Genomic DNA, 22324 nt, shown 5'->3' on the forward strand with positions numbered 1-22324 from the left:
GCGACGCGAGCGTCACCGCGCCGCACCCCGCCACAGCCGTCCTACGGCTCCAGGACGATCTTTCCGAAGAGGTCGCCCTTCGCCATCCGCGCGAAGCCCTCGCGTGCCTCGGAGAGCGGCAGCACCGAGTCGACGACCGGGCGCACCCCCGCCGTCCGGCAGAAGTTGAGCAGGCCGGCCAGCTCCTCCTTGGTCCCCATGGTCGAGCCGACCACCTTGAGCTCCAGGAAGAAGATCCGGGTCAGCTCCGCCGCAGGCGGGTTGGGTCCGCTGGTGGCACCGGAGATGACCAGCGTCCCGCCGGGCCGGAGCGACTTGATCGAGTGCGACCAGGTCGCCGCGCCGACGGTCTCCATGACGGCATCGACGCGTTCGGGCAGCCGGGCCCCGCTGGGGAACCAGGCGTCGGCGCCCAGTTCGACCGCACGGGCGCCCTTGGCCTCGTCGCGGCTGGTCACCCAGACCCGCAGACCTGCGGCCTTGCCCAGCACGATGAGCGCCGTGGCCACGCCGCCGCCCGCGCCCTGGATCAGGACGGTGTCGCCGGGCTTCACGCCCGCGTTGGTGAAGAGCATCCGATACGCCGTCAGCCACGCCGTCGGCAGGCAGGCCGCCTCCGCGAAGGAGAGCTCGGCGGGTTTGGGCAACAGGTTCCAGGTCGGAACGGCGACCTTCTCGGCGAAGCTGCCCTGGTAGTGCTCGGTCAGGATGGACCGCGGCTCCTTGGGCCCGACGCCGTGACCGGTCTGGCCGATGACGGAGTGCAGGACGACCTCGTTGCCGTCCTCGTCGACGCCCGCGGCGTCACAGCCGAGGATCATCGGCAGCTTCTCGGCGGGGAGCCCGACCCCGCGCAGCGACCACAGATCGTGGTGGTTGAGGGAAGCGGCCTTGACGGTGACGATGCTCCAGCCGGGCCTCGCCTCGGGCTCGGGGCGCTCCCCGAGCTCGAGACCGCTCAGCGGGTCGTCCGGTGCGATACGGGCGGCATAGGCGGCGAACATGCCATGACCCTAGAACCGCGCGCGACCGTCGCGGAACCGCGCCACGATGTGATCTACGGCTCCGCGACGGTCGCGGGGTGTGCGTGCTAGAACGCCAGGGCCCATCTGACCCTGGCGCACAGCGTCAGGCGCGGGCGACGCCCTCGGCGCGGGCGGCCTCGGCGACCGCCTTGGAGACGGCCGGGGCGACCCGCGGGTCGAACGGGCTCGGGATGACCATGGCGGCGGACAGCTCGTCACCGACCAGCTCGGACAGCGCGGTGGCCGCAGCGATCTTCATGCCCTCCGTGATGCGCGAGGCGCGCACCTGGAATGCGCCGGCGAAGATGCCGGGGAAGGCCAGCACGTTGTTGATCTGGTTCGGGAAGTCCGAGCGCCCGGTGGCCACGACCGCCGCGTACTTGTGCGCGACGTCCGGGTGCACCTCGGGGTTCGGGTTGGCCATGGCGAAGATCATGCAGTCCTTGGCCATGGTCGCCACGACGTCCTCCGGCACGGTGCCGCCGGAGACGCCGATGAAGACGTCGGCGCCGGCCAGCACGTCGGCCATCGAACCGGTCAGGCCACCGCGGTTGGTGAGCTCGGCGATCTCACGCTTGACGTCGGTCAGGTCGGTGCGGCCGACGTGGACCACGCCCTTGCGGTCGCACAGGGAGACGTCGCCGATGCCCGCGCCGACCAGGATCTTGGCGATGGCGATGCCCGCCGCGCCCGCACCGGAGATGACGGCGCGCAGGTCGGCCAGGGTGCGACCGGTCAGCTTGGCGGCATTCCGCAGCGCGGCCAGGGTGACCACGGCGGTGCCGTGCTGGTCGTCGTGGAAGATCGGGATGTCGAGGGCCTCCTGCAGGCGGCGCTCGATCTCGAAGCAGCGCGGCGCGGAGATGTCCTCCAGGTTCACCCCACCGAAGGACGGCGCGAGCCGGACCACGGTCTCGACGATCTCGTCGACGTCCTTGGTGTCCAGCGCGATCGGCACCGCGTCGACGCCGCCGAACTGCTTGAACAGGATCGCCTTGCCCTCCATGACCGGGAGGGAGGCCTGCGGGCCGATGTCACCGAGGCCGAGCACGGCGGTGCCGTCGGTGACGACCGCGACCACGTTGGAGGTCCAGGTGTAGTCGTGGACCAGCTCGGGCTGCTCGGCGATGGCCGTGCAGACCCGGGCGACGCCCGGGGTGTAGGCCAGGGAAAGGTCGTCCGCGTCACGCACCGGAACGGTCGCGCTGATCTCCATCTTGCCGCCGCGGTGCAGGGCGAAGGCGGGATCGATCGGATCCTTCTCGTCGAGGGGACGGGGACTGATGATCTCGGCTGCCACGAGGACCTCTTCGTCGTCGTTCTGTGAGGGTTGGTATGTCTGGTGATGCGTCTGATGCGTCCGGTTCGGTGCCGATCTCGACACTAGTCGCGGCGCCGGCGCCACAGCTTCGTCTTTTCGTCCCCCAGGTTCGGGGTCCATGCTCGGTCGCGTCGTGAGATCCGCCCGCACAAGACGGGACGCGAACCAGCAAATATGAACGAATGGGACGAACAGTAAAAACACCGCGCGCGGCGAGAGGCCGGGTTGCGGACCGGTGCCTCGGATCCGGAGCGCTGTCGTGCTTCCGGTCCTGCACACCGCCCGGATCGGTGCCGATCCGGTGGGCCTACTCGACTGACGGGGGTCACCCGTGAGCTGATTTTGGCACAGTCGCCTCGATCCTGGGCAATGAGGCCGCTCGAGATTCGGTCTTGTTCATCACATGTTCCGTTCAACCGCCATACTGCGGACGCTGTCCGCACCCGGAGGTACGCGCATCGGAACCGATCGTAATACCCTGGCTGAGAGTACAGTCATTACCAGCGAGTACCACCCGGCACCACACTGCGCCCACCACGCGGTACCACCGACGGCAGTCGGTGCCGGTCTGTCAGCTTTCACGGGCCACGGACACCTCGGGACGACTCATGGAACTCACCACCTACGCGGAGTTCGCCGTCAGGCTGGTCAACACCGAGGAACCCGAGCGCGGCAAGGACGTACTCACCACGGTCGACGAGGTCCGCCGCCTGTTCAGCGCGGGCGGCCGGGGCACGAAGCTGGTCGAGGTGGCGGACGTCCCGCAGCTGCGGGCGGTCCGGAACCGCCTGCGGTCGGTCTTCGAGTCCGCGGCGGAGGGCGACCAGACGCGCGCCGTCGACATGCTCAACGAGCTGCTGATCGAGTACCCGGTCAGCCCGGTCATCTCGGGCCACGGCTACCTCGACGAGAACGGCCGCCCGCTGTGGCATATGCATCTGGCGGAGAACGCCTCGACCGCGACCTCGCTGTACGCGGCACTGGCCAGCATGGGCCTGGCGATGCACCTCACCGCCCACGGCGCGGACCGTCTCGGCATCTGCCAGGCGGCGCCGTGCCGCAACGCGTATCTCGACACCTCCACCAACCGCAGCCGCCGCTACTGCAGCGACCGCTGCGCGACGCGCGCGAACGTCGCGGCGTACCGCGCGCGGAAGCGCGAAGCGGCTTCCGCGTGAAGACGCACTACCGCCGGTAGTCGCACTTTCCGGGGCGCGGGGCGGCGCGGGGCTCTGCCTACAGGCTCGGCAGCCGGCGGAAGTCGCCGAGGCGGCGGGACATCGCGTACGGCATGGCGCGGAGCGCCGGTTGCCACCAGGTGGACGGGGCGAGCCAGGCGAGGCGTGGGGCGTAACGGAGCAGGACGCGGCCGAGGACCAGGTCCTCCGGCACCGGGCCGTAGTCACGGCTGTCGCTCTCGACGGCGCTGTTGTCGGAGAGGAGCCACCACCCGCCCGGGCGACGTTCCACCGCGCGCTTGACCACGATCAGGTCCTGGCGGAGCGGGTGCTGCGCCACCACCACCGCCCCCGGCCGAAGTCGCGCGCCGTAGTGGCAGATCAGGCGATCGCCATGGGACAGCGTGGGCGCCATCGACGGTCCATCGACGACCAGCACGCCGAACCGACCGGTGACCGACCCGCCCTCCGGTGGCTCCTGTGGCAGCCGCAGCTGCGGCTGCCCGCCGGGTTCACCCATCCGCTCGGCCATTCCGTTCATCCTCGCCCACCGCTCGGGACCCGTTCGATTCCATCTTCGCAAGCCTGCGGGGCAAGTCCACCTCTCTTCTACGACCTTTGCCCTAAGCCTCCGGGGCGGACGCGAGTCCGACGCCTTTCGGCGGTAACCTCCTCCTGGGAAGACGATCACAGGAAGGACTCCCATGTTCTCTCGGCTGTTTGCACCGCGGGTCACTGTCCACGCTCACTGCGACCTCCCGTGCGGCGTGTACGACCCCGCTCAGGCGCGCATCGAGGCTGAGTCGGTCAAGGCCGTCCAGGAGAAGTACCAGGCCAACGAGGACCCGCACTTCCGCGCTCGCGCGACCGTGATCAAGGAGGAGCGCGCGGAGCTGGCGAAGCACCACGTCTCCGTGCTGTGGAGCGACTACTTCAAGGCTCCGCACTTCGAGAAGTACCCCCAGCTGAGCCAGCTGGTGAACGACACCCTGAAGGCCCTGTCCGCGGCCAAGGCCTCCACCGACCCGGCGACGGGCCAGAAGGCGCTCGACCTGATCGCGGAGATCGACAAGATCTTCTGGGAGACCAAGAAGGCCTGAGTCCACGGACTCTGAGGCTGAGACTTGTCCGCGAAGGGCCCGACCGAGCAATCGGCCGGGCCCTTCGTCGTTCCCGCGCGGCAGGCGCCTTCGCGCGTCAGCCGACGACGACCGTGACCGTGTAGGTGCCCTGGCCGTCCGTGCAGCGGCGGGCCTCGCCGCAGGAGGTGCGGGTCTCGGTGATGGTGACCGTCCCGGCCTGGCGGGCCACGAAGCGGGTGGTCTTGGTGCCGCAGCCACTGCCGGGGTGGCAGTCGGTGCCAGGGCCGATCTCGGGCAGCCCGAGCGGCGACAGGTCGGCGGCGTTGGAGACGTGCGGCGTACTCCAGGTGATGTTGTGCATGGTCAGCAGGACGGAGCCGCCGACGGGCACGTGAATCGTGGTGCCCTTGGCGTTCTCGTCGAGCTTGACCACCGTGCCGGTGGGCGTCGTGCCGCCGCTCGTTCCGGCCCCGGAGGCGGAGGCGGACGGAGACGCGACGGCGGTCGCGGAGCCGGACGCCGAGCCCGTCGCCCCGGTGGACGAGCCGGAGGACGAGCCGGAGGACGAACAGCCGGCCAGTGCCAGGCCTGCGGCGAGACCGAGGGCCGCCACCGCGACAAGACTGCGCTTCGACGACCGCGGAGCGGACGGGCTCGAAGCCCCGGGCGTACCAGCGTCAGAAGTACGGGCCTTGGTCATGTGCTTGCTCCTCTGTGCGGGCAGTATCCACTTCACGGACAACTGCCGATTGGATGCGCAGGCCTGCGCATCGGTTCCCCTCCCACTCCCTCTTTCTCCTGCGTCTCAGCAGATCAGCCGGATGAGTCGGATCACTCGGGCCGGGCCGGAGGCACCCCCCTCGAGTGCCTCCGAACCCCGGGACGCAGGCCGGGGGCCGGCCAGCGGCCGACCCCCGGGTGGTGCTGGTGACTGACTGGACGTCAGGAGACGTTCAGCGCGGTGTCGTCGAGGACGAAGCTGGTGTTCGCCGCACCGTCCTGGGTGCCCGTGAAGGTGATGGTCACGGACTTACCGGCGTAGGAGGAGAGGTCGAAGCTCTCCTGGCTGTAGCCGGTGTTGGCGTCCAGGTTGGAGAAGGAGCCGACCGTGTTGCCGTTCACCGTGACGACGAGGGTGTCGTGCGCGGTGCCGTCGGTCTGCGTGGTGTCGATGTGCTGCCAGTAGCTCAGCGTCGCCTTGCAGCCGCTCGGGATCGTCACCGTCTGGGAGACGGTGTCGGTGTGGGCGGTGCCGTAGCCGTCGAGCCAGGCGTCCCAGCTACCGGCGTGCGCCGGCTCCTGGGAGGAGTTGTTCAGCACGCCCGCGGTCGTGGTCCACGGGGCGGCGGCGCCGGTCTCGAAGCCCGGGTTGCCGAGCAGTTGGGCCGAGGTGCAGCCGGTCGGGGCGGCGGCCACGGTCCAGGAGAAGGTGGCGGTGCCCTTGGCGCCGGTGCCGTCGGTCACGGTGACCGTCACCGAGGAGGTGCCCGCGGCGGTCGGGGTGCCGGAGATCAGACCGGTCGAGGAGTTGATCGACAGGCCGGCCGGAAGACCGGTCGCTGCGTAGGCGAGGGTCTGACCCGTGGCCGAGTCCGACGCGGTGACCTTCAGCGAGGCGGCGGTGCCGACGGTGCCGGACTGGCCGGCCGGGGTCGTCACCGTGACGGTGTTGCCACCGGTGCCGCCACCGTGGGTCAGGATCGTGTGGGAGATGGCGCAGGAGTTGGTGTCGTTCGACCAGCTGGCCTGCTCGGCGAAGGAGCCGGTGCCCATGGTGACGTTGGCGGCGCCGCCGGCGGTGCCCGGCTGCAGCCAGGCGCACTCGTCCGAGTTCTCCTGGCCGTTGTAGGACGAGCCGGAGACGTGGTTGGTCCAGCCACCCGCCGGGTACGTGTCCGACATCATCTCGTGCCACTCGTGACCGAGGGTCATCGTGTAGCCGTCGAGCTCACCGGCGGACGCGCCGTTGACGAAGCCCACACCGCAGTTCTGGCCGGCGTCCATGTTGTAGGGCTGGTTGGAGAAGGCGATGTCGCCGTAGGGCGAGGTCGCCGCACCACCGCTGAGGCTGGTGTCGCCGTTCCAGTCGTGCCAGGCGCAGTAGCCGGTGTTCGGGTCCTGGTAGCCGTCCGGGTCGGTGCCGTGCGGCGACAGGATGACGTAGTACGCATAGCGGTTCGACGCGGAGGACGTGTTGCCGAAGTGGCCGGCGGCCTTGATGGCCTCCTGGGCCAGCTGGTTGCCGGTCGCGTTGCTCGGCTCGGCGGCCGAGTTGTCGTACCAGACGCCGGAGAGAACGCCGCCGCTCTGGTAGGGGACGAAGCTGGCGTTGCTCGGGCAGCTCGTCGCACCGGAGACGACGCTCGCGCCGTCGCACCACTGGGTCAGGTCGGCCGACCAGGTCTCGCCACCGGTGCCGATGCCCTTGAACATCTCCTGGGCGACCGGGGCCGCGCCGTCGACGTCGCCGGTGAAGGTGGAGTCACCCTTGGCGTTGGTGCCCTGGGCGCCCCACTGAGTACCGTCGAAGACCAGGTAGACCTTGACGTGGCCGTCCATGACGCCGACGCCGTCGGTGCCGCCGCCGTAGGAGAGGGTCTCCTGGCCGGTGGCCGCCGCGGTCGCCTGGTTCGCGAGGCGCTTGCGCTGCTGGGCCTCGTACTGCTTGAGGGCCGCGGCCTTGCTCGCGTTCAGCGAAGAGCTGTACGGGTTGAACTCGTTGTTGATGGTGGCGTTGCTGCCGACCATGGCGGCGTTGTGGTGCGCCTGGCCGGAGTCGTGGTGGCCACCGCTCGCGGCCATCGCCGGGGAGGCGGCGAAGGAGAGCCCTGCCGCGGCGAGGGACAGCGAGGCTATGCCGGCCAGCGCCGCGCCTCTGAAGCGGGTGTTGCGCATGTGGGGAGCGTTCCTCTCTCGTCGCGGGCGCTGTGGAGACCGCTCGGGGATGACCCTCGCGTGCTCAGCTGGAGCGCCCGCTTGCCCTGGGAGAACCGAAGACGTCAGACCAGCTCGCACACACCAACTCAGATGCAAACCATGCGAGTTGGCATACTGTCACCACTTGTTGTGGTGCTCTCCGTCTTCGTGGGGGACAGCAAAGCAGGGTTGTCGAATTTGGGTCAACAGGCGTCTCACAGGAAGAAATCACAAGGCGACTCACACCTGACCCGCGAGTGAACAAACGGCGAGCTCAGCGCGGTCTGACGCGCGTAGCCCGCCGCTCAGTGGTTTCTTGCCCCGCCCCTTGGGGGATTGTCGCTTCGTGTACGCCTATGGCAGATATCAAGCCTGGGAATGCACCGCATGCGCACGGGCCTTGTCCGCAACGGGCCGGGGCTGCTCGCTGACGATCTCCGACAACAGGCAAGCGGGGAGCGGGTACAGCGGCAGGTCGATCGCCTCGGCCTGCCGGGTGGTCAGGCGGTCGAAGAAGCCGCGCATCATCCGGCTGCAGAGCATCCGGTAGATCCGGTTGCGCTGCCGGAGCCTGCCCGCCGTGGCGGGGGCCAGGAACGGTCCGGCTCCCCTGCCCTGCTTCTGGCATCCCGTCACGTACGGGCGCATCCGCTCCTCGTAACGGCGGAAGGCCGTAGCCACGGCAGCCGCCGGTTCCGAACCGGCGCCGAGCTCCCTGGCCAACTCCCCGGCCAGGACGTATGCGCCGACCACCGCGAGGCCGTTGCCGAGGCCGCCGGGCGCGGGCGCCCAGGCCGCGTCGCCGAGCAGCACCACGCGCCCCTGCGACCAGCGGTCCATCACGATCTGGCTGATCGAGTCGAAGTAGAAGTCCGACGCCGTCCCGACGGACCGCAGCACCGCCGGGACGGCGGACCAGGACGCGTCGGCGTAGCGCTCGCGGACGATCTCCCGCTGCCCGGTCACGTCCCGGTGGTCGTAGCGGAGTCCCGGCTCGTGGAAGACCAGCATCGCGCCGTCCTCGCCCAGGGTGTTGGCGAGCCCGACCATCCGCCCGGGGTCGTTCCAGATCACCCCGGAGTCGCGCAGCCCGAGCGAGGCCGCCGGCTCGCCGGACGGATCGGTGGACAGCTCGCCGGACGGATCGGTGGACAGATCGGTGGAGAAGGTGGCGAAGAACCAGCCGGAGTCGCGACGGAAGCGGGACTCCTCGCCGAAGACCAGCCGCCGGGTCACCGAGTGCATCCCGTCCGCGCCGACGACCAGGTCGAACTCGCGGGTGGGGCCGTGCTCGAACTCGACGGTGACACCGTCCGCATGCTCGGTCAGGGTGCGGATGGAGTCGCCGAAGACATAGTGGGCGAACGGCAGACTGGCCTCGTAGAGGGTCCGGGCCAAGTCGCCACGGGTGACCTCCAGTTCGCCGCTCATGAAGGAGGCCGGCAGCCGCAGCCGCTCGCGGCCGTCCGGGTCGAGCAGCACCTGCTCGCCCATCCCGGTGTCCAGACCGCGCAGGGTGGTCAGGACGCCCATCCGCTCCAGCACCGTGCGGTGCACGGACCCGCGGTAGTCGACCGCGCCGCCGCCCTCGCGGAACGTCGCGGCGCGTTCCACGACGGTGACGTCGTGGCCGCAACGCCCCAGCCAGAGCGCCAGGGCAGGCCCGGCGATGCTGGCGCCGGAGATCAGGACCCGGAGGGCGGGAGTGGTGGCGCCTGTCGCAGGGGTGTGCTGCTGCATCGTGTGCTGCTGCATGGTTCACCTCGTCCGTCGTACGCGGCCTCGGCTGCCGCGCTCCGGAACGAGCGTCGCCCGCACCGCTGACCGCGCCCTTGCCGCACGCTGACCGCCGGGGCACCGGGCCCGCACCGCACACATCCGCACCCGCACCCGCATCCGCACCCGCACCCGCACCCGCGCGGCTGCCGCTCACTCCTCGACGTGGACCATCAGCGCCTCCTCGAAGTCCAGTTGACGCACCAGCCGCCGCAACGTCTCGTCGTCGATCCGCTCCTCCCCGCGCAGCCGGTCCAACGCCTGGCGCTCGGCGGCCAGCGTCTCCCGGGTCAGGCGGCGGTAGGCGCTGTCCACCGACTCGCCGGTGGACTCGTGGACGGGTGCGCCCATCCGCTCCCAGACGGCGTTGCGCCTGTGGTCCAACAATCGGCGCAGCCGTGCCTCCAGCGCCTCGGGCAGGCGGTTGCGCGGGTCCTCCAGCAACTCGTCCAGCCGCGCCTCCGCCGCCGCGCTGGCCTCGTACTGGGCCTGGGCCTCGCGCAGCGTCTCGGTCTGCCGGTCACGCTGCGGCAGCGGGAGCCGCTGCACCAGCCACGGGAGGGTGAGCCCCTGCACCAGCAACGTGCCGATGACCAGTGTGAAGACCAGGAAGAGCAGCAGATCCCGATCCGGGAAGGGGGATCCGTCGTGGGTCGTCTCCGGAATCGAGAAGGCCACCGCCAGCGAGACCACACCACGCATCCCCGCCCAGGCGACGATGAACGGGCGCGTCCACGAGGGCCGTCCCTCCCGTTCCAGGATCCGTTTGCTGAGCAGGCCCGGCAGATAGGTCGCAGGCCAGGACCAGACGAACCGCAGCCCGATCAGGGCGACCAGCAGCACCACCACCCAGACCGTCAGCTGCCCGACCGACCAACCGCCCACCTGCCGTACCACGACCGGCAGCTGGAGGCCGATCAGGGCGAAGACGGACGACTCCAGCACGAACGAGACCATGGCCCAGACCGACTCCTCCTGGAGCCGCACCGCGAAGTCCACGCAGTTCGCGTAGTGACCGAGGTAGAGGCCGACCACCACGACCGCGATCACGCCGGACGCGTGCAGCGCCTCCGCCGCCGCATAGGCGGCGAACGGGACCAGCAGCGAGAAGGTGTTGAGCAGCAGCGGATCCCGGAGCCGGGACCGCAGCCACTGCAACGGCAGCATCAGGACCAGCCCGACCGCCGTCCCGCCCAGCGCGGCCAGCAGGAACTCCCCGAGCGCGCTGCCGAACGAGAACCCCTCCCCCACGGCCGCCGCGACCGCGACCCGGTAGACGGTGATCGCGGTCGCGTCGTTGACCAGGCTCTCGCCCTGGAGGATCGAGACCAGTTGGGCCGGCAGTCCGACCTTGCGGGCGATCGCCGTCGCGGCCACGGCGTCCGGCGGCGCGATCACCGCACCGAGGACGAACGCGGCCGCCAGCGGCAGCGACGGGATCAGCGCGTGCGCGACCAGGCCCATGGTCACCGTGCAGAACAGCACGTAGCCGATGGAGAGCAGCAGCACGGGCCGCCGGTTCCGGCGCAGGCTGCGGAACGACGCGTCCTGCGCCGCCGAGTAGAGCAGCGGCGGCAGGACCAGCGGCAGCACGACGTCCGGCGCCAGCGTGTAGTCGGGCACCCCCGGCAGATACGCGGCACCCAACCCGACGACGACCAGCAACAGCGGCGCGGAGAGCCCTAAACGGCGGGCCACGCCCGCCACGGTGGCGCTGCCCGCCACCAGCACCAGCAGCGCACTCGGTCCGCTCACGGCGTCCTCACTCCTGGCGTCCTCACTCCCGGCCCGGTGCGACGCGATGTCCGAATCGTCCCGTCGTCCTCACCGGCTCACAGAACCACACGGGAACCGTCGACCGCCGTACCCTGAGGCCATGTCCCCCGCACGCGCCTGTCCGCACCTCGCCGAACTGCCGCACGAGGAGCCGACGCAGCTCAGCTCCACCTGCGAGCACTGCCGCGAGCTGGGCCAGCGGCCGGTCGCCCTGCGCAAGTGCCTGCAGTGCGGCCACATCGGTTGCTGCGACTCGACCCCGGGCCGCAGGGCCAGCGAGCACCACGCGCAGACCGGGCATCCGGTGATGCGCAGCTTCGAGCCGGGCGAGGGCTGGCGCTGGTGCTTCGAGGACCAGCGGCTGGTGTGAACGCCCCTCCGGCGTTTTAGGCTTCAAGAATGATCCGACCCGCAACGCCCGACGACGTCGCCGAGATTCACGCCATGGTGCGGGAGCTCGCCGACTACGAGAAGTCACTGCCCGAAGCCAAGGCCACCGAGCAGCACCTCCATGACGCCCTCTTCGCCGAGCACCCCGCCGCCTTCGCCCACGTCGCGGAGGACATCGAGGACGGAGCGGCCCGCACGGTCGGCTTCGCGCTCTGGTTCCGCAACTACTCGACGTGGACCGGCGTCCACGGCATCTACCTGGAGGACCTCTACGTCCGCCCGGACTCGCGCGGCGGCGGTCACGGCAAGGGGCTGCTGGCCGAGCTGGCGCGGATCTGCGTCGAGCGCGGCTACGGCCGACTGGAGTGGTCAGTGCTGGACTGGAACGAGCCCTCGATCGCGTTCTACAAGGCACTGGGCGCGGCGCAGATGGAGGAGTGGACGGTCCACCGACTCACCGGCACCGCGCTGGAGTCCCTGGCGTCACAGGCGCACTGAGCCACCGGCGTCCGGCACGTACGGGTTTTCCCTTCCCGGGACAAGATTCGGTCACCCCCATTGCCACGGTGCGTATATGGAGACCTACTATGAGTCACCACAGGGGCCTCGCTCCCAGGATGGGCGACACGACGCACGGGATCGCGATAGCGTCACCGGTCACGGGCCGGTGAGCCCGTCGCTCCCCGGCACGAGCCAGGCAGCAACGCCCGGCGAAGGCAACAGCACAGCTCCACCCAACAGCACAGCACGGAGGTGAGGGTGTCCCAGATCGACGGCGAGCCCGACGCGCAGGACTTCGTCGAGGTCCGACTGCCCGCGGCGGGTGCCTACCTCTCGGTTCTGCGAACCGCGACGGCCGGTCTTGCGGCGCGGCTGGACTTCACGCTGGACGAGATCGAGGACCTGCGCATCGCGGTCGACGAGGCCTGCGCGATCCTGCTCCAGCAGGCCGTGCCGGGCTCGGTCCTCAGCTGCGTGTTCCGCCTGGTCGGCGACTCGCTCCGGGTGACCGTGTCGGCGCCCACGACCGACGGCCGCGCGCCCGAGCGCGACACCTTCGCCTGGACGGTGCTCTCCGCACTGGCCGGCGAGGTGGAGTCGACGGTCGAGCCGGACCGGACGGTGACCATCAGCTTGCACAAGAAGCGCGGTGCCGGCCCCGGCCAGCCATGACGCGAGGAGACGGGAGCGGGGGATCGCGGTGAGAGACCTGAACCACAAGCCCGGAGCCGACCGGGCCGTCGTGCCCGCGCAGGCGGACGCAGGCGACCAGCAGCAGACGGAGGCAAGGGTGTTCGCGGACGATCCCGAACGCGCCGACGCGGCGCGGGCGTTCGTGGCGGAGTCCGACGCGCCCGAGCAGAAGGACGCGACCGACGAGACCGACGAGTTCGACCTCGCAGCCGAGGACGACGACGCGGCCGACCCGGACGTCGACGCGGAGAGCGACGTCGACGGCGAGGTCGAGGTCGTCGAGGTCCAGGTCGAGGTCGAGGTCCAGGGAGACAGCGACAGTGAGGCGCGCAAGCCCGCCGAGGCGTGGGGTCCGGGCGTCCGGGTCCCCGGGCCGCAGCGGCACGGTGCGCCGGACCGCGAGGCCGCACGGGCGCTCTTCGTCCGTCTCGCGTCGCTGCCCGACGGCTCACCGGAGCGGGTGGAACTGCGGAACCAGCTGGTGCGGATGCACATCCCGCTGGTCGAGCACCTGGCCCGCCGCTTCCGCAACCGCGGCGAGCCGCTGGACGACCTGACCCAGGTCGCCACCATCGGCCTGATCAAGTCGGTGGACCGGTTCGACCCCGAGCGCGGCGTGGAGTTCTCCACCTACGCGACTCCGACCATCGTCGGCGAGATCAAGCGCCACTTCCGCGACAAGGGTTGGGCGGTCCGGGTCCCCCGCCGTCTGCAGGAGCTGCGGCTGGCGCTGACCACGGCGACGAGCGAGCTGTCGCAGCGGCACGGGCGCTCCCCGACCGTCCACGAGCTGGCCGAGCATCTGGGCATCTCCGAGGAGGAGGTGCTGGAGGGCCTGGAGTCCGCCAACGCGTACAGCACGCTCTCGCTCGACGTGCCGGACACCGACGACGAGTCCCCCGCCGTCGCGGACACCCTGGGCGCGGAGGACGACGCGCTGGAGGGCGTGGAGTACCGCGAGTCGCTCAAGCCGCTGTTGGCTCAGCTGCCGCAGCGCGAGCAGCGGATCCTGGTGCTCCGGTTCTTCCGGAACATGACGCAGTCGCAGATCGCGTCCGAGGTCGGCATCTCGCAGATGCACGTCTCCCGGCTGTTGGCCCGCACGCTCGCCCAGCTCCGGGAGAAGCTCCTCATCGAGGAGTGAGGTTCAGCTGCTCTCACCGACCCGAGGGCCACAGCGCAGCCGTGGTCCTCGGGTGCAGCAGCAGAGCGACGCCGAGCAGGCCGGCGACGCCGATCGCCACGCCCAGCGCGAGCTGGGATCCGCCGTTCTGGACGGTGAACCAGGTCACCGCGAGGCAGAGCGTGTCGATCATGACGGCCGGACTGCGGCCCCACTTCTGCAGCTTGAGCAGCGCGCGACCCGCGGCGAGGGGCAGCAGCCCCATCAGCAGCAGGATGCTCCCGGCGTACTCGGCCATGCCGACACCGGTCTTGGCGGTGGCCGACAGCGGGCCGACCATCACGAAGATGCCGTAGGCAGCAATGACGACGCCCTGGGCAAGAGAGAAGCAGGCCCCGACAATCAACGTCCAGGGACGGACGGCAGCGGGGCTGGCGGTCACAGTGGCATTCGCGGTCACCGCACCAGGCTAGCTCGTGCCTCACGGACACCTTCTCCTGGGCAGGCAGTTGCACTGCCTCGCGTGCCGAAGGCCCCATACCCCTGGGCAGGGCAACCGCGTGCGCGTGCGAGACCTGTAGGTCCTATAGGTAATCTGTGGCCATGCGTGCCCTCCTGGTCGTCAACCCGAAAGCGACTACCACCAGCAGTCGGACCAGGGATGTTCTGACGCACGCCCTTGCCAACGACCTCAAGTTGGACGTCGCCGCGACCGGCTACCGCGGGCACGCGCGAGACCTCGCGCGCGAGGTCTCGCGGTACGGCTCGCACGATCTGGTCGTCGCCCTCGGCGGGGACGGGACCGTGAACGAGGTCGTCAACGGACTGCTCCACGACGGCCCCGGCGAACACCTGCCCAAACTGGCCGTCGTGCCGGGCGGGAGCACCAACGTCTTCGCGCGGGCGCTCGGGCTGCCCAACGATCCGGTCGAGGCCACCGGGCAACTGCTGCAGGCGCTGAGCGAGAAGCGGTCGCGCTCCATCAGCCTCGGGCGCGCCGGAGGCGAGGGGCTGCCGGACCGGTGGTTCACCTTCACCGCGGGGTTCGGGTTCGACGCCGGCGTGGTGGGCCGGGTCGAGGAGGCGCGGCGCAGCGGTCGGCGGTCGACGCACTCCCTCTATGTCGGGCAGGCGGTGCGCGCGTTCGCCGGGGAGCGGCGGCGCCGGAAGGACGGTCCGATCACTTTCCGTGCCGACGGGACGGAACCGGTCGAGGGCCTGGCGGTGTCCATAGTCTCCAACACCTCACCGTGGACCTACCTGGGGAACCGACCGGTCTACGCCTCGCCCGAGGCGGGGTTCGACACGAACCTCGACCTCTTCGGCATGACCCGGATGTCACTCCTCCAGACGCTACGCACGATCCCGCAGCTCCTGGACTCGACGGGGGTCGGTCCGCACGGCAAACACGTGGTCGCTTACCACGATCTGGCCGAATTCACCTTGCATTCGCAGGAACCGCTGCCATTCCAGGTCGACGGGGACCACCTTGGAGAGCGGAAGACCATCAGCTTCACAGGTGTATCTCGGGCACTGCGTGTGATTGTGTGAACGGAAGGGCCATCTGGCCTTGTTCTCGAACGCACGAGTGCCTTCACTCCATCGAAGTACTGGGTGTGACCCAAGCGACACCGACGAATCAAAATTTCCTACCCGAAGGGGGTTGTATCCGGGGTCGAGGTTTGCGAACCTTTACCTGGCGATCGGGACAGTCCGTTACCGGAACCCGCCTGAGTCGCCCGAATCCACTGCAACGCCGCGAGCACCCGCGCGCCGACTCACCCGTCGGCCCTGCGCCCGCCCATGGGTTCGTGAAAGCGTTCACATTCACAAGCTGCCATTGACGCAGGTGGGGCACCCCCTGCCTTTTAGAGGAGTTGGACAATCATGGACTGGCGCCACCGTGCCGTCTGCCGGGAAGAGGACCCCGAGCTGTTCTTCCCGATCGGCAACACTGGCCCCGCCCTGCTGCAGATCGAGGAGGCGAAGGCCGTGTGCCGTCGCTGCCCCGTGATGGAGAGCTGCCTGCAGTGGGCGCTGGAGACCGGCCAGGACGCGGGCGTCTGGGGTGGCATGAGCGAGGACGAGCGTCGTGCGATGAAGCGTCGCGCCGCCCGCAACCGCGCTCGTACCGCCTGACACGCTGCGTAGTCGCAAGGCCTGCACCGCCTGCACCATCCTGCACCTGTACCACCTTTGATCAACTTGTGATCGAGTGCCGTGGCGTTTCCGTCACCACAACGTTGTGACCGCGCTCCGCACTTTCCAAAGCAACGCACACCCGTTGCGTTGCTCACCGGCCCCGCGGATTTGATACCGTCGGAGCCGAGGGCAGTCGTTCGTGCCGTGCACAGAGCGCAACCCTCACACCAGAGCCCCTGCTCCGGCCGACTCCCCCCGACGGCCGGAGCAGGTCAAGAGGCCCTGCCGAACCTCCCCCCCGTTCGGCAGGGCCTCGCTTTGTCTTCAGGCCCTTCCGCGGCGTCCCCCGCCGCCGCGGTCAGGTCCAGCGGCGGACCGGGTTGCCCAGCCAGCGCGTGCCGGCCGGGACCGACTCGCCGCGCATCACCAGCGAGGACGGGCCGACCACGGCCCCCTCTCCCAGCGTCGCGCCGAGCAGCACGATCGAGTGCGGGCCGACGGTCGCGCCCGCCTCGACGTCAATCAGGTCCATCCGCATCAGCCGGTCGTGGAAGAGGTGGGTCTGCACCACCACACCGCGGTTGACGGTGGCTCCGTCGCCGATGCGGATCAGGTCTGTCTCCGGGAACCAGTGCGACTCGCACCAGACGCCGCGGCCGATCTCGGTGCCGAGGCTGCGCAGCCAGGCCGTGAAGAAGGGGGTGCCGATCAACGAGCCGCCCAGCCACGGCATGGCCAGCTCCTCGACGAAGGTGTCGAACAGCTCGTTGCGCCAGACGAACGAGGACCACAGCGGGCGCTGGCTCTCGCGGAACCGGCCCATCAGCAACCACTTGGCCGCGGTGGTGATCAGACAGGCCGTCACCCCGAGAAGCAGTAGCAGCACCCCGGCCAGTGCGGCACAGAGCGTCAGGCCGTCCCAGTCGAACAGCGCCTGGAGTCCGGTCGCCGCCATGTCGCCCAGCAGCACCGCGATCAGCACCGGCAGCAGTCGGCACAGCTCGACGCAGGCGCGGGCCAGGACCAGTCGGCGCGGCGGGTCGTAGGTGCGGGCGGTGTCCTCGCCGCCCTCCACCACGCGCTGGACGCGCATGCCCGGACGGCCCAACCAGGAGCTGCCGGGCTCGGCGCCGGCGGGCGCGTCGGAGAGCACGCCGACCAGCGAGTCGTCGGGCAGCGCCCGGCCGGGCGCGACGATGCCGGAGTTCCCGACGAAGGACCGCTTTCCGACGCTGGACACGCCCAGCCGCAGCCAGCCGCCGCGGCTGGCGAAGGAGCCGACCATGCTGTCGTCGGCGAGGAAGGCGTGGTCGTCGACGCGCATCAGGCCGGGCAGGCCGATCACGGTCGAGGCCTCGACCTTGCGTCCCACCTTGGCACCGAGCGCGCGCAGCCACAGCGGTGTCAACAGGCTCGCGTAGAAGGGGAACAGGATGACCCGGGAGGAGGCCATCAGCCCGTGGACGGCCCAGACGCAGAAGCCGACCCTGCCGTGGGCCGGATGCAGCCCCGGCTTGATCGGGACGGACAGCACCCGGACCGTCACCACCACGCAGAGGGCGTAGACCAGCATCGTGACGACCGCGAGCGGCACCGACGCCAGCACGAGCCGGTCGAAGACGCCGCTGTAGGAGGGGTCGGTCCCTATCAGCACCCAGAGCGCGTAGACGGCGGGCAGCGCCGAGACCAGCGCAAGCAGTTGGAAGCCGGGCAGGGCCAGGGTGTAGGCGACGTTCCAGAAGCGCGAGCGCCGGTGCGCGGGCGCCGGCCACTGCTCCTCGAACGGCACGGGACGCTCGTCCGCCCGGGCCGGGTTGCCGTGGACGCGGGTGTGGGGCGGGACCTTGCCGACCACGCAACTGCCCGGCAGCACCTCGGCGTTGTAGCCGATCTCCGCGCCGGGCATCAGCATGGTGCGGGTGCCGACGCGGGCGTCGCGTCCGATCCGGACGGTGCCCAGATGCAGCAGGTCTCCGTCGAGCCACCAGCCCGCGGCGTCGACCTCGGTCTCCACCGCGCAGCCGTCGCCGTAGACGGCCATGCCGGTGACCGGGGGCATGCTGTGCAGGTCGACGTCGTCCCCGACCCGGCAGCCGAGCCAGCGCGCGTACCGGCGGGCCAGCGGAGTGCCGAGCACGGAGCCGATGTTGAACGCGCCGACCAGCCGCTCGGCGGTCCACAGCCGCAGATGGGCCGCGCCCGCGCGGCGGTAGCTGCCGGGTTTCAGACCGGCCGTCAGCAGCCGCGCGCCGAGCGCGCCGATCAGGGCGCGCCCGAAGGCGCTGGAGAGCACCAGCCAGCCGCCGCCGATCAGCCACCAGGAGGTGTACGGCGCCCAGGGCAGCGGCCCTATGACGTCGTCGACCGCCGCCAGCGCCAGCACCCAGCGCAGACCGGTGACCGTGAACAGCACGGCCAGCACCACGGCCTGGTAGAGCCCGACCCAGCGCGGCACCGGCCGCACCTCGCGGTGCTCGGCCACGTCGTCGGCCTGGCCGTCGTAGTGGTCGGCCAGGTCCTGGAGCCGGGGCTGCTGGTAGAGGTCGGCGACGGACGCGCCGGGGTAGCGGTCCCGCAGCAGCGAGACGAGCTTGGCGGCGGCGAGGCTGGTGCCACCGAGGGCGAAGAAGTCGCCGTCCGGGCCGGCCGGGACGCCGAGCACGGCCTGCCACTGCTCGGCGAGCCAGGCGGCGGTCCCGTGCAGCGGTCCGCCGGTCACGCCCGCGCCGGCGTCTCCGCCGGACAGCGGCCAGGGCAGCGCCTTGCGGTCGACCTTGCCGGAGGTGCGGGTGGGCAGTTCGGCGACCACGGCCAGCACCGGTACCAGCGCCTGCGGCAGCCGGTCCAGCAGCAGGGTGCGCAGGGCGGCCAGATCGAGCGAGCCGTCCGGGCCCTGCGCGGGGATGCCGGAAATCGGTGCCTCGGGCACCAGATAACCGACCAGTACCTGCCCGCCCGCGGGCGTCTCCTTGACCGCCGCGGCGGCGGCGCGGACGCCGGGCAGTGCCTGCAACGCCGCGTCGACCTCACCGAGTTCGATGCGTCGGCCGCCCAACTTGACCTGCTCGTCGGCACGACCGACGAAGACCAGTCCCTGCGGGTCGGCACGCACCAGGTCACCGGAGCGGTAGACGCGCTCGGGTCTGCCGTGCCAGGGCATCGCGCCGAACTTCTCGGCGTCCTTGGCCGGGTCGAGGTACCGGGCGGTGCCGACGCCGCCGATGACCAGCTCGCCGACCTCGCCCCAGGGCACCGGCCGGTTCTGCTGGTCGACCACCGCCAGCTCCCAACCGTCCAGCGGCGCACCGATCCGGACGGGCTGTCCGGCCCGCATCAGCGAGGCGCAGGCGACGACGGTGGCCTCGGTCGGGCCGTAGGTGTTCCAGAACTCACGCCCTGGCACGTCGAGTCGCTCGACGAGCTCGGCCGGGCAGGCCTCGCCGCCGACGATCAGCAGCCGCACCCGGTCCAGCGCCTCGGCGGGCCAGAGCGCGACCAGGGTCGGCACGGTGGAGACGACGGTGATGCCCTTCTCGACCAGCCACGGGCCGAGGTCGGTCCCGGCCTTGACCAGTGCGCGCGGTGCGGGCACCAGGCAGGCGCCGTGCCGCCAGGCCAGCCACATCTCCTCGCACGAGGCGTCGAAGGCGACCGACAGACCCGCCAGCACCCGGTCGCCGGGGCCGAGCGGAGCCTGGCGCAGGAAGAGCCGGGCCTCCGCGTCGACGAAGGCGGCGGCGCTGCGGTGGGTCACCGCCACGCCCTTGGGTCGGCCGGTGGTCCCGGAGGTGAAGATGATCCAGGCGTCGTCGCCGATCCGGGGCGCGCCCGGCTCGCCGCCGGTGGGGCTGGGACCTGGCCAGACCTCCAGGCCACCGTCCTCGCCCGCGCCCATGACGGCGCAGACGCCCGCGTCGGTCCAGATCATCTCGGCGCGCTCGTCCGGGTCGTCGACGTCCACCGGCACGTAGGCCGCACCGGCGCGCAGCGCGCCCAGGACGGAGAGGTAGAGGCCGGGCGTGCCGCTGGGCACGCGGACGCCGACCCGGTCACCCGGTCCGATGCCGACGCCGGCCAGCCCCGCCGCGATTCCGTCGATCTCCCGCAGCAGCTCGCGGTAGCTCAGCACGGTGCCGCCCGCGTCGAGCGCGGGCGCGTCGGGGTGGTGCCATGCCGTCTCGTCCAGGATGTCCATGAGGGTCCGGGCAACTGCCGGGTCCGCCAACGGCCAGACCGCGCCCGTCTGCCAGGCCGGAGCCAGGACGGTGCCCACGCCGTATACGGCGTGGCTTGAGGGCGCGATGAAGTTCTGTTGTTCCACGTATGTTCTCGCCAGGCGTCGGGTGGTGGTCCTGAGCGGCGCCGACGAGATCATCGTGTGATCGCCGCTGTGGCACCTGGCACGTTAGACGAGCCAATATCCCTTTTGGTTGGGGCCTTAAAGGTGAGTAACCGGTTAAAACCGTCCGACAGTCAATCAAACGGGATTTCGAGTATTACCTTTGTGCCGCCACCGGGTGCCGGGGCCATGTCGAAGCGTCCGCCCAGTTCGCCCGTCGCCAGTGTACGGACGATCTGCAGCCCCAGATTTCCCGCCGTGTGCGGGTCGAATCCGTCCGGCAGACCGGAGCCGTCGTCGGTGACGGTGATGTGCAGCACACCGTCCGCCCTGCTGGCCTCGACCTCGACGGTACCGCCCGCTTTGGGACCGTATGCGTGCTCCAGGGCATTCTGCAGGATCTCGGTAAGGATCATCGACAGCGGAGTCGCCACCTCGGCCGAGAGGATCCCGAAACTGCCGGTCCGGCGGGCGGTGACGCGGCCGTCCTGTGACAGTTCCATCACCATCGCCAGCACCCGGTCGGCGATCTCGTCGAAGGCCACGTGCTCGTCCAGCGCCATCGACAACGTCTCGTGCACGATGGCGATCGAGCCCACCCGGCGCACCGCCTCGTCGAGCGCGCCCCGGGCCGCCTCGGAGTCGAGTCGGCGCGACTGGAGCCGCAGCAGCGCGGCGACGGTCTGCAGGTTGTTCTTGACGCGGTGATGAATCTCACGGATCGTCGCGTCCTTGGTCATCAGCTCGCGCTCACGACGCCGCAGTTCGGTGACGTCGCGGAGCAGCACCAGCGAGCCGATGTGCTCGCCCTTGGGCTTGAGCGGGATGGCCCGCAGCTGGACGACCGCCTCGGGGTGCTCGACCTCGGTGGTCCGCGGGGCCCAGCCACTGGCCAGCTTGACCATCGCCTCGTCGACGGCGCCCTTGGTGGGCGGGATCAGGTCCGCGGTGGTCCGGCCGAGGTGCAGGCCGACCAGGTCCGTGCTGAGGCCGAGGCGATGGTAGGCGGAGATGGCGTTGGGGCTGGCGTAGGTGACCACGCCCTCGGCGTCCAGCCGGAGCAGGCCGTCGCCGGCGCGCGGCGAGGCGTCCATGTCCACCTGCTCGCCACGGAAGGGAAAGGTGCCCGCGGCGATCATCTGGGCCAGGTCGGACGCGCTCTGCAGGTAGGTGAGCTCCAGCCGGCTGGGCGTGCGGACGGTCAGCAGGTTGGTGTTCCGCGCGATCACCCCGAGCACGCGCCCCTCGCGCCGGACGGGAATCGACTCCACCCGAACGGGTACGTCCTCGCGCCACTCCGGGTCACCCTCACGGACGATCCTGCCCTCGTCCAGCGCCATGTCCAGCAGCGGGCGGCGGCCGCGCGGGACCAGGTGGCCGACCATGTCGTCCTGGTAGGAGGTCGGGCCGGTGTTGGGCCGCATCTGCGCCAGCGAGACGTAGCGGGTGCCGTCCCTGGTCGGCACCCAGAGCACGAGGTCGGCGAAGGAAAGGTCCGAGAGCAGCTGCCATTCGGAGATGAGTAGGTGGATCCACTCCACATCGGCGGGTTCCAGCGCGGTGTGGTGGCGCACCAGCTCGTTCAGGGAAGGCATGCTGCGAGCGTATCCCCAGGCAGGGGGAAGGACTCCGTGCGACCAGCCGGTGAACAGCACGCCTACCCTGACCGCGACCTCTGCCTTCCCCGGCTTTCCCGGTCCACTGGTCTGGACAATGGTGAATGGTCTAGTCCACAATCGAGGCAGCACCAACGGAGCGACGAACCTGCGCTATCTGCCCTGACCGCGCGGCTGCCGCTCCCCCACCGTCGGCCGAACCCGTCCCGCGTCCCGGGCCCGCACACCCGCCACGCAGGCGACGGCGTCCTCCTCCGACGAGGCCGAAGGCCGCGGCGCGCCGCGACGGGTTGAGGGTCCCGTCGCGACACCCGCGGCCTTTTGCATGCCCGTTCCGCATCGGCCGGGTGGCCATCCCTCTTGTCCCGACGGTCATGTGACTGGAATTCAGCACACAGGAAAGCTCGAAGCCGGGGAATTCTGAAATGACCCCGACAAGAGATTGC

18 protein-coding genes are annotated in these 22324 nt (G+C 70.5%); 8 read left to right on the forward strand and 10 right to left on the reverse strand.

All coding sequences use genetic code 11. The annotated features are described in order from the left end of the window. Positions 1-41 precede the first annotated feature (41 nt). A complete protein-coding gene (locus ABH928_RS01330; RefSeq protein WP_370060957.1) occupies positions 42-1004 on the reverse strand; it encodes a zinc-binding dehydrogenase in 963 nt (320 codons plus the stop codon). A 124-nt stretch (positions 1005-1128) separates the two neighbouring features. Further along, on the reverse strand, positions 1129-2325 hold the full coding sequence (locus ABH928_RS01335) for an NADP-dependent malic enzyme (protein ID WP_370060959.1): 1197 nt from the start codon (positions 2323-2325) through the stop codon (positions 1129-1131). A 629-nt stretch (positions 2326-2954) separates the two neighbouring features. Here ABH928_RS01335 and ABH928_RS01340 point away from each other — a divergent pair. Beyond that, a complete protein-coding gene (locus ABH928_RS01340) occupies positions 2955-3524 on the forward strand; it encodes a CGNR zinc finger domain-containing protein (RefSeq protein WP_370060961.1) in 570 nt (189 codons plus the stop codon). A 58-nt stretch (positions 3525-3582) separates the two neighbouring features. On the opposite strand, the gene sodX is transcribed toward ABH928_RS01340, so the two are convergent. Then, positions 3583-4056 carry a nickel-type superoxide dismutase maturation protease gene (gene sodX, locus ABH928_RS01345; RefSeq protein WP_370060963.1) on the reverse strand — a complete coding sequence of 158 codons (474 nt, stop codon included), beginning with the start codon at positions 4054-4056 and terminating at the stop codon, positions 3583-3585. A 172-nt stretch (positions 4057-4228) separates the two neighbouring features. Here sodX and sodN point away from each other — a divergent pair, with 172 nt between their 5' ends. After that, positions 4229-4624 (forward strand): superoxide dismutase, Ni, encoded by a 396-nt coding sequence (sodN, locus tag ABH928_RS01350; protein ID WP_196192719.1) that lies wholly within the window; start codon positions 4229-4231, stop codon positions 4622-4624. 97 nt (positions 4625-4721) lie between these two features. Here the strand turns inward: sodN and ABH928_RS01355 are convergent, their stop codons facing one another. The 4 genes from ABH928_RS01355 to ABH928_RS01370 form a co-directional block, all read right to left on the reverse strand. Next, positions 4722-5219 (reverse strand): hypothetical protein, encoded by a 498-nt coding sequence (locus ABH928_RS01355; protein ID WP_370060966.1) that lies wholly within the window; start codon positions 5217-5219, stop codon positions 4722-4724. Between the two features lie 329 nt (positions 5220-5548). Beyond that, positions 5549-7501: a putative Ig domain-containing protein gene (locus ABH928_RS01360; protein WP_370060968.1), complete on the reverse strand. Its 1953-nt coding sequence runs from the start codon at positions 7499-7501 to the stop codon at positions 5549-5551. 387 nt (positions 7502-7888) lie between these two features. Continuing rightward, positions 7889-9277 (reverse strand): FAD-dependent monooxygenase, encoded by a 1389-nt coding sequence (locus tag ABH928_RS01365; RefSeq protein ID WP_370060970.1) that lies wholly within the window; start codon positions 9275-9277, stop codon positions 7889-7891. Between the two features lie 174 nt (positions 9278-9451). Continuing rightward, positions 9452-11053, reverse strand: coding sequence for a Na+/H+ antiporter (locus ABH928_RS01370; protein ID WP_370060972.1), 1602 nt, complete (start codon positions 11051-11053; stop codon positions 9452-9454). 121 nt (positions 11054-11174) lie between these two features. Between ABH928_RS01370 and ABH928_RS01375 the strand changes: the two genes are divergently transcribed. The 4 genes from ABH928_RS01375 to ABH928_RS01390 all read left to right on the forward strand — a co-directional run bounded on the left by ABH928_RS01375 (position 11175) and on the right by ABH928_RS01390 (position 13802). Next, on the forward strand, positions 11175-11444 hold the full coding sequence (locus ABH928_RS01375) for a UBP-type zinc finger domain-containing protein (protein ID WP_370060974.1): 270 nt from the start codon (positions 11175-11177) through the stop codon (positions 11442-11444). A 29-nt stretch (positions 11445-11473) separates the two neighbouring features. Continuing rightward, positions 11474-11962, forward strand: coding sequence for an N-acetyltransferase family protein (locus ABH928_RS01380; protein WP_370060976.1), 489 nt, complete (start codon positions 11474-11476; stop codon positions 11960-11962). A 261-nt stretch (positions 11963-12223) separates the two neighbouring features. Continuing rightward, positions 12224-12637, forward strand: coding sequence for an anti-sigma regulatory factor (locus tag ABH928_RS01385; RefSeq protein ID WP_196192725.1), 414 nt, complete (start codon positions 12224-12226; stop codon positions 12635-12637). Positions 12638-12665: 28 nt separating this feature from the next. After that, a complete protein-coding gene (locus ABH928_RS01390; RefSeq protein ID WP_370060979.1) occupies positions 12666-13802 on the forward strand; it encodes an RNA polymerase sigma factor SigF in 1137 nt (378 codons plus the stop codon). Between the two features lie 13 nt (positions 13803-13815). On the opposite strand, the gene ABH928_RS01395 is transcribed toward ABH928_RS01390, so the two are convergent. Then, complete coding sequence (locus ABH928_RS01395) at positions 13816-14241, reverse strand: hypothetical protein (RefSeq protein ID WP_370060981.1); 426 nt, start codon at positions 14239-14241, stop codon at positions 13816-13818. Between the two features lie 143 nt (positions 14242-14384). On the opposite strand from ABH928_RS01395, the gene ABH928_RS01400 reads away from it, so the two are divergent. Continuing rightward, the gene (locus tag ABH928_RS01400) at positions 14385-15332 is read left to right on the forward strand and encodes a diacylglycerol kinase family protein (protein ID WP_370060983.1); all 948 of its coding nucleotides are present in this window, start codon (positions 14385-14387) and stop codon (positions 15330-15332) included. Positions 15333-15668: 336 nt separating this feature from the next. Next, positions 15669-15920, forward strand: coding sequence for a WhiB family transcriptional regulator (locus ABH928_RS01405; protein ID WP_030257455.1), 252 nt, complete (start codon positions 15669-15671; stop codon positions 15918-15920). A gap of 361 nt (positions 15921-16281) precedes the next feature. Here ABH928_RS01405 and ABH928_RS01410 read toward each other — a convergent pair whose 3' ends face one another. Continuing rightward, positions 16282-20118 carry a Pls/PosA family non-ribosomal peptide synthetase gene (locus tag ABH928_RS01410; RefSeq protein ID WP_370061851.1) on the reverse strand — a complete coding sequence of 1279 codons (3837 nt, stop codon included), beginning with the start codon at positions 20116-20118 and terminating at the stop codon, positions 16282-16284. A 278-nt stretch (positions 20119-20396) separates the two neighbouring features. Beyond that, positions 20397-21848, reverse strand: coding sequence for a sensor histidine kinase (locus ABH928_RS01415; RefSeq protein ID WP_370061853.1), 1452 nt, complete (start codon positions 21846-21848; stop codon positions 20397-20399). Positions 21849-22324: the final 476 nt, after the last annotated feature.

The sequence above is a fragment of the Streptacidiphilus sp. MAP5-3 genome, assembly GCF_041262505.1.
GTDB lineage: Bacteria > Actinomycetota > Actinomycetes > Streptomycetales > Streptomycetaceae > Streptacidiphilus.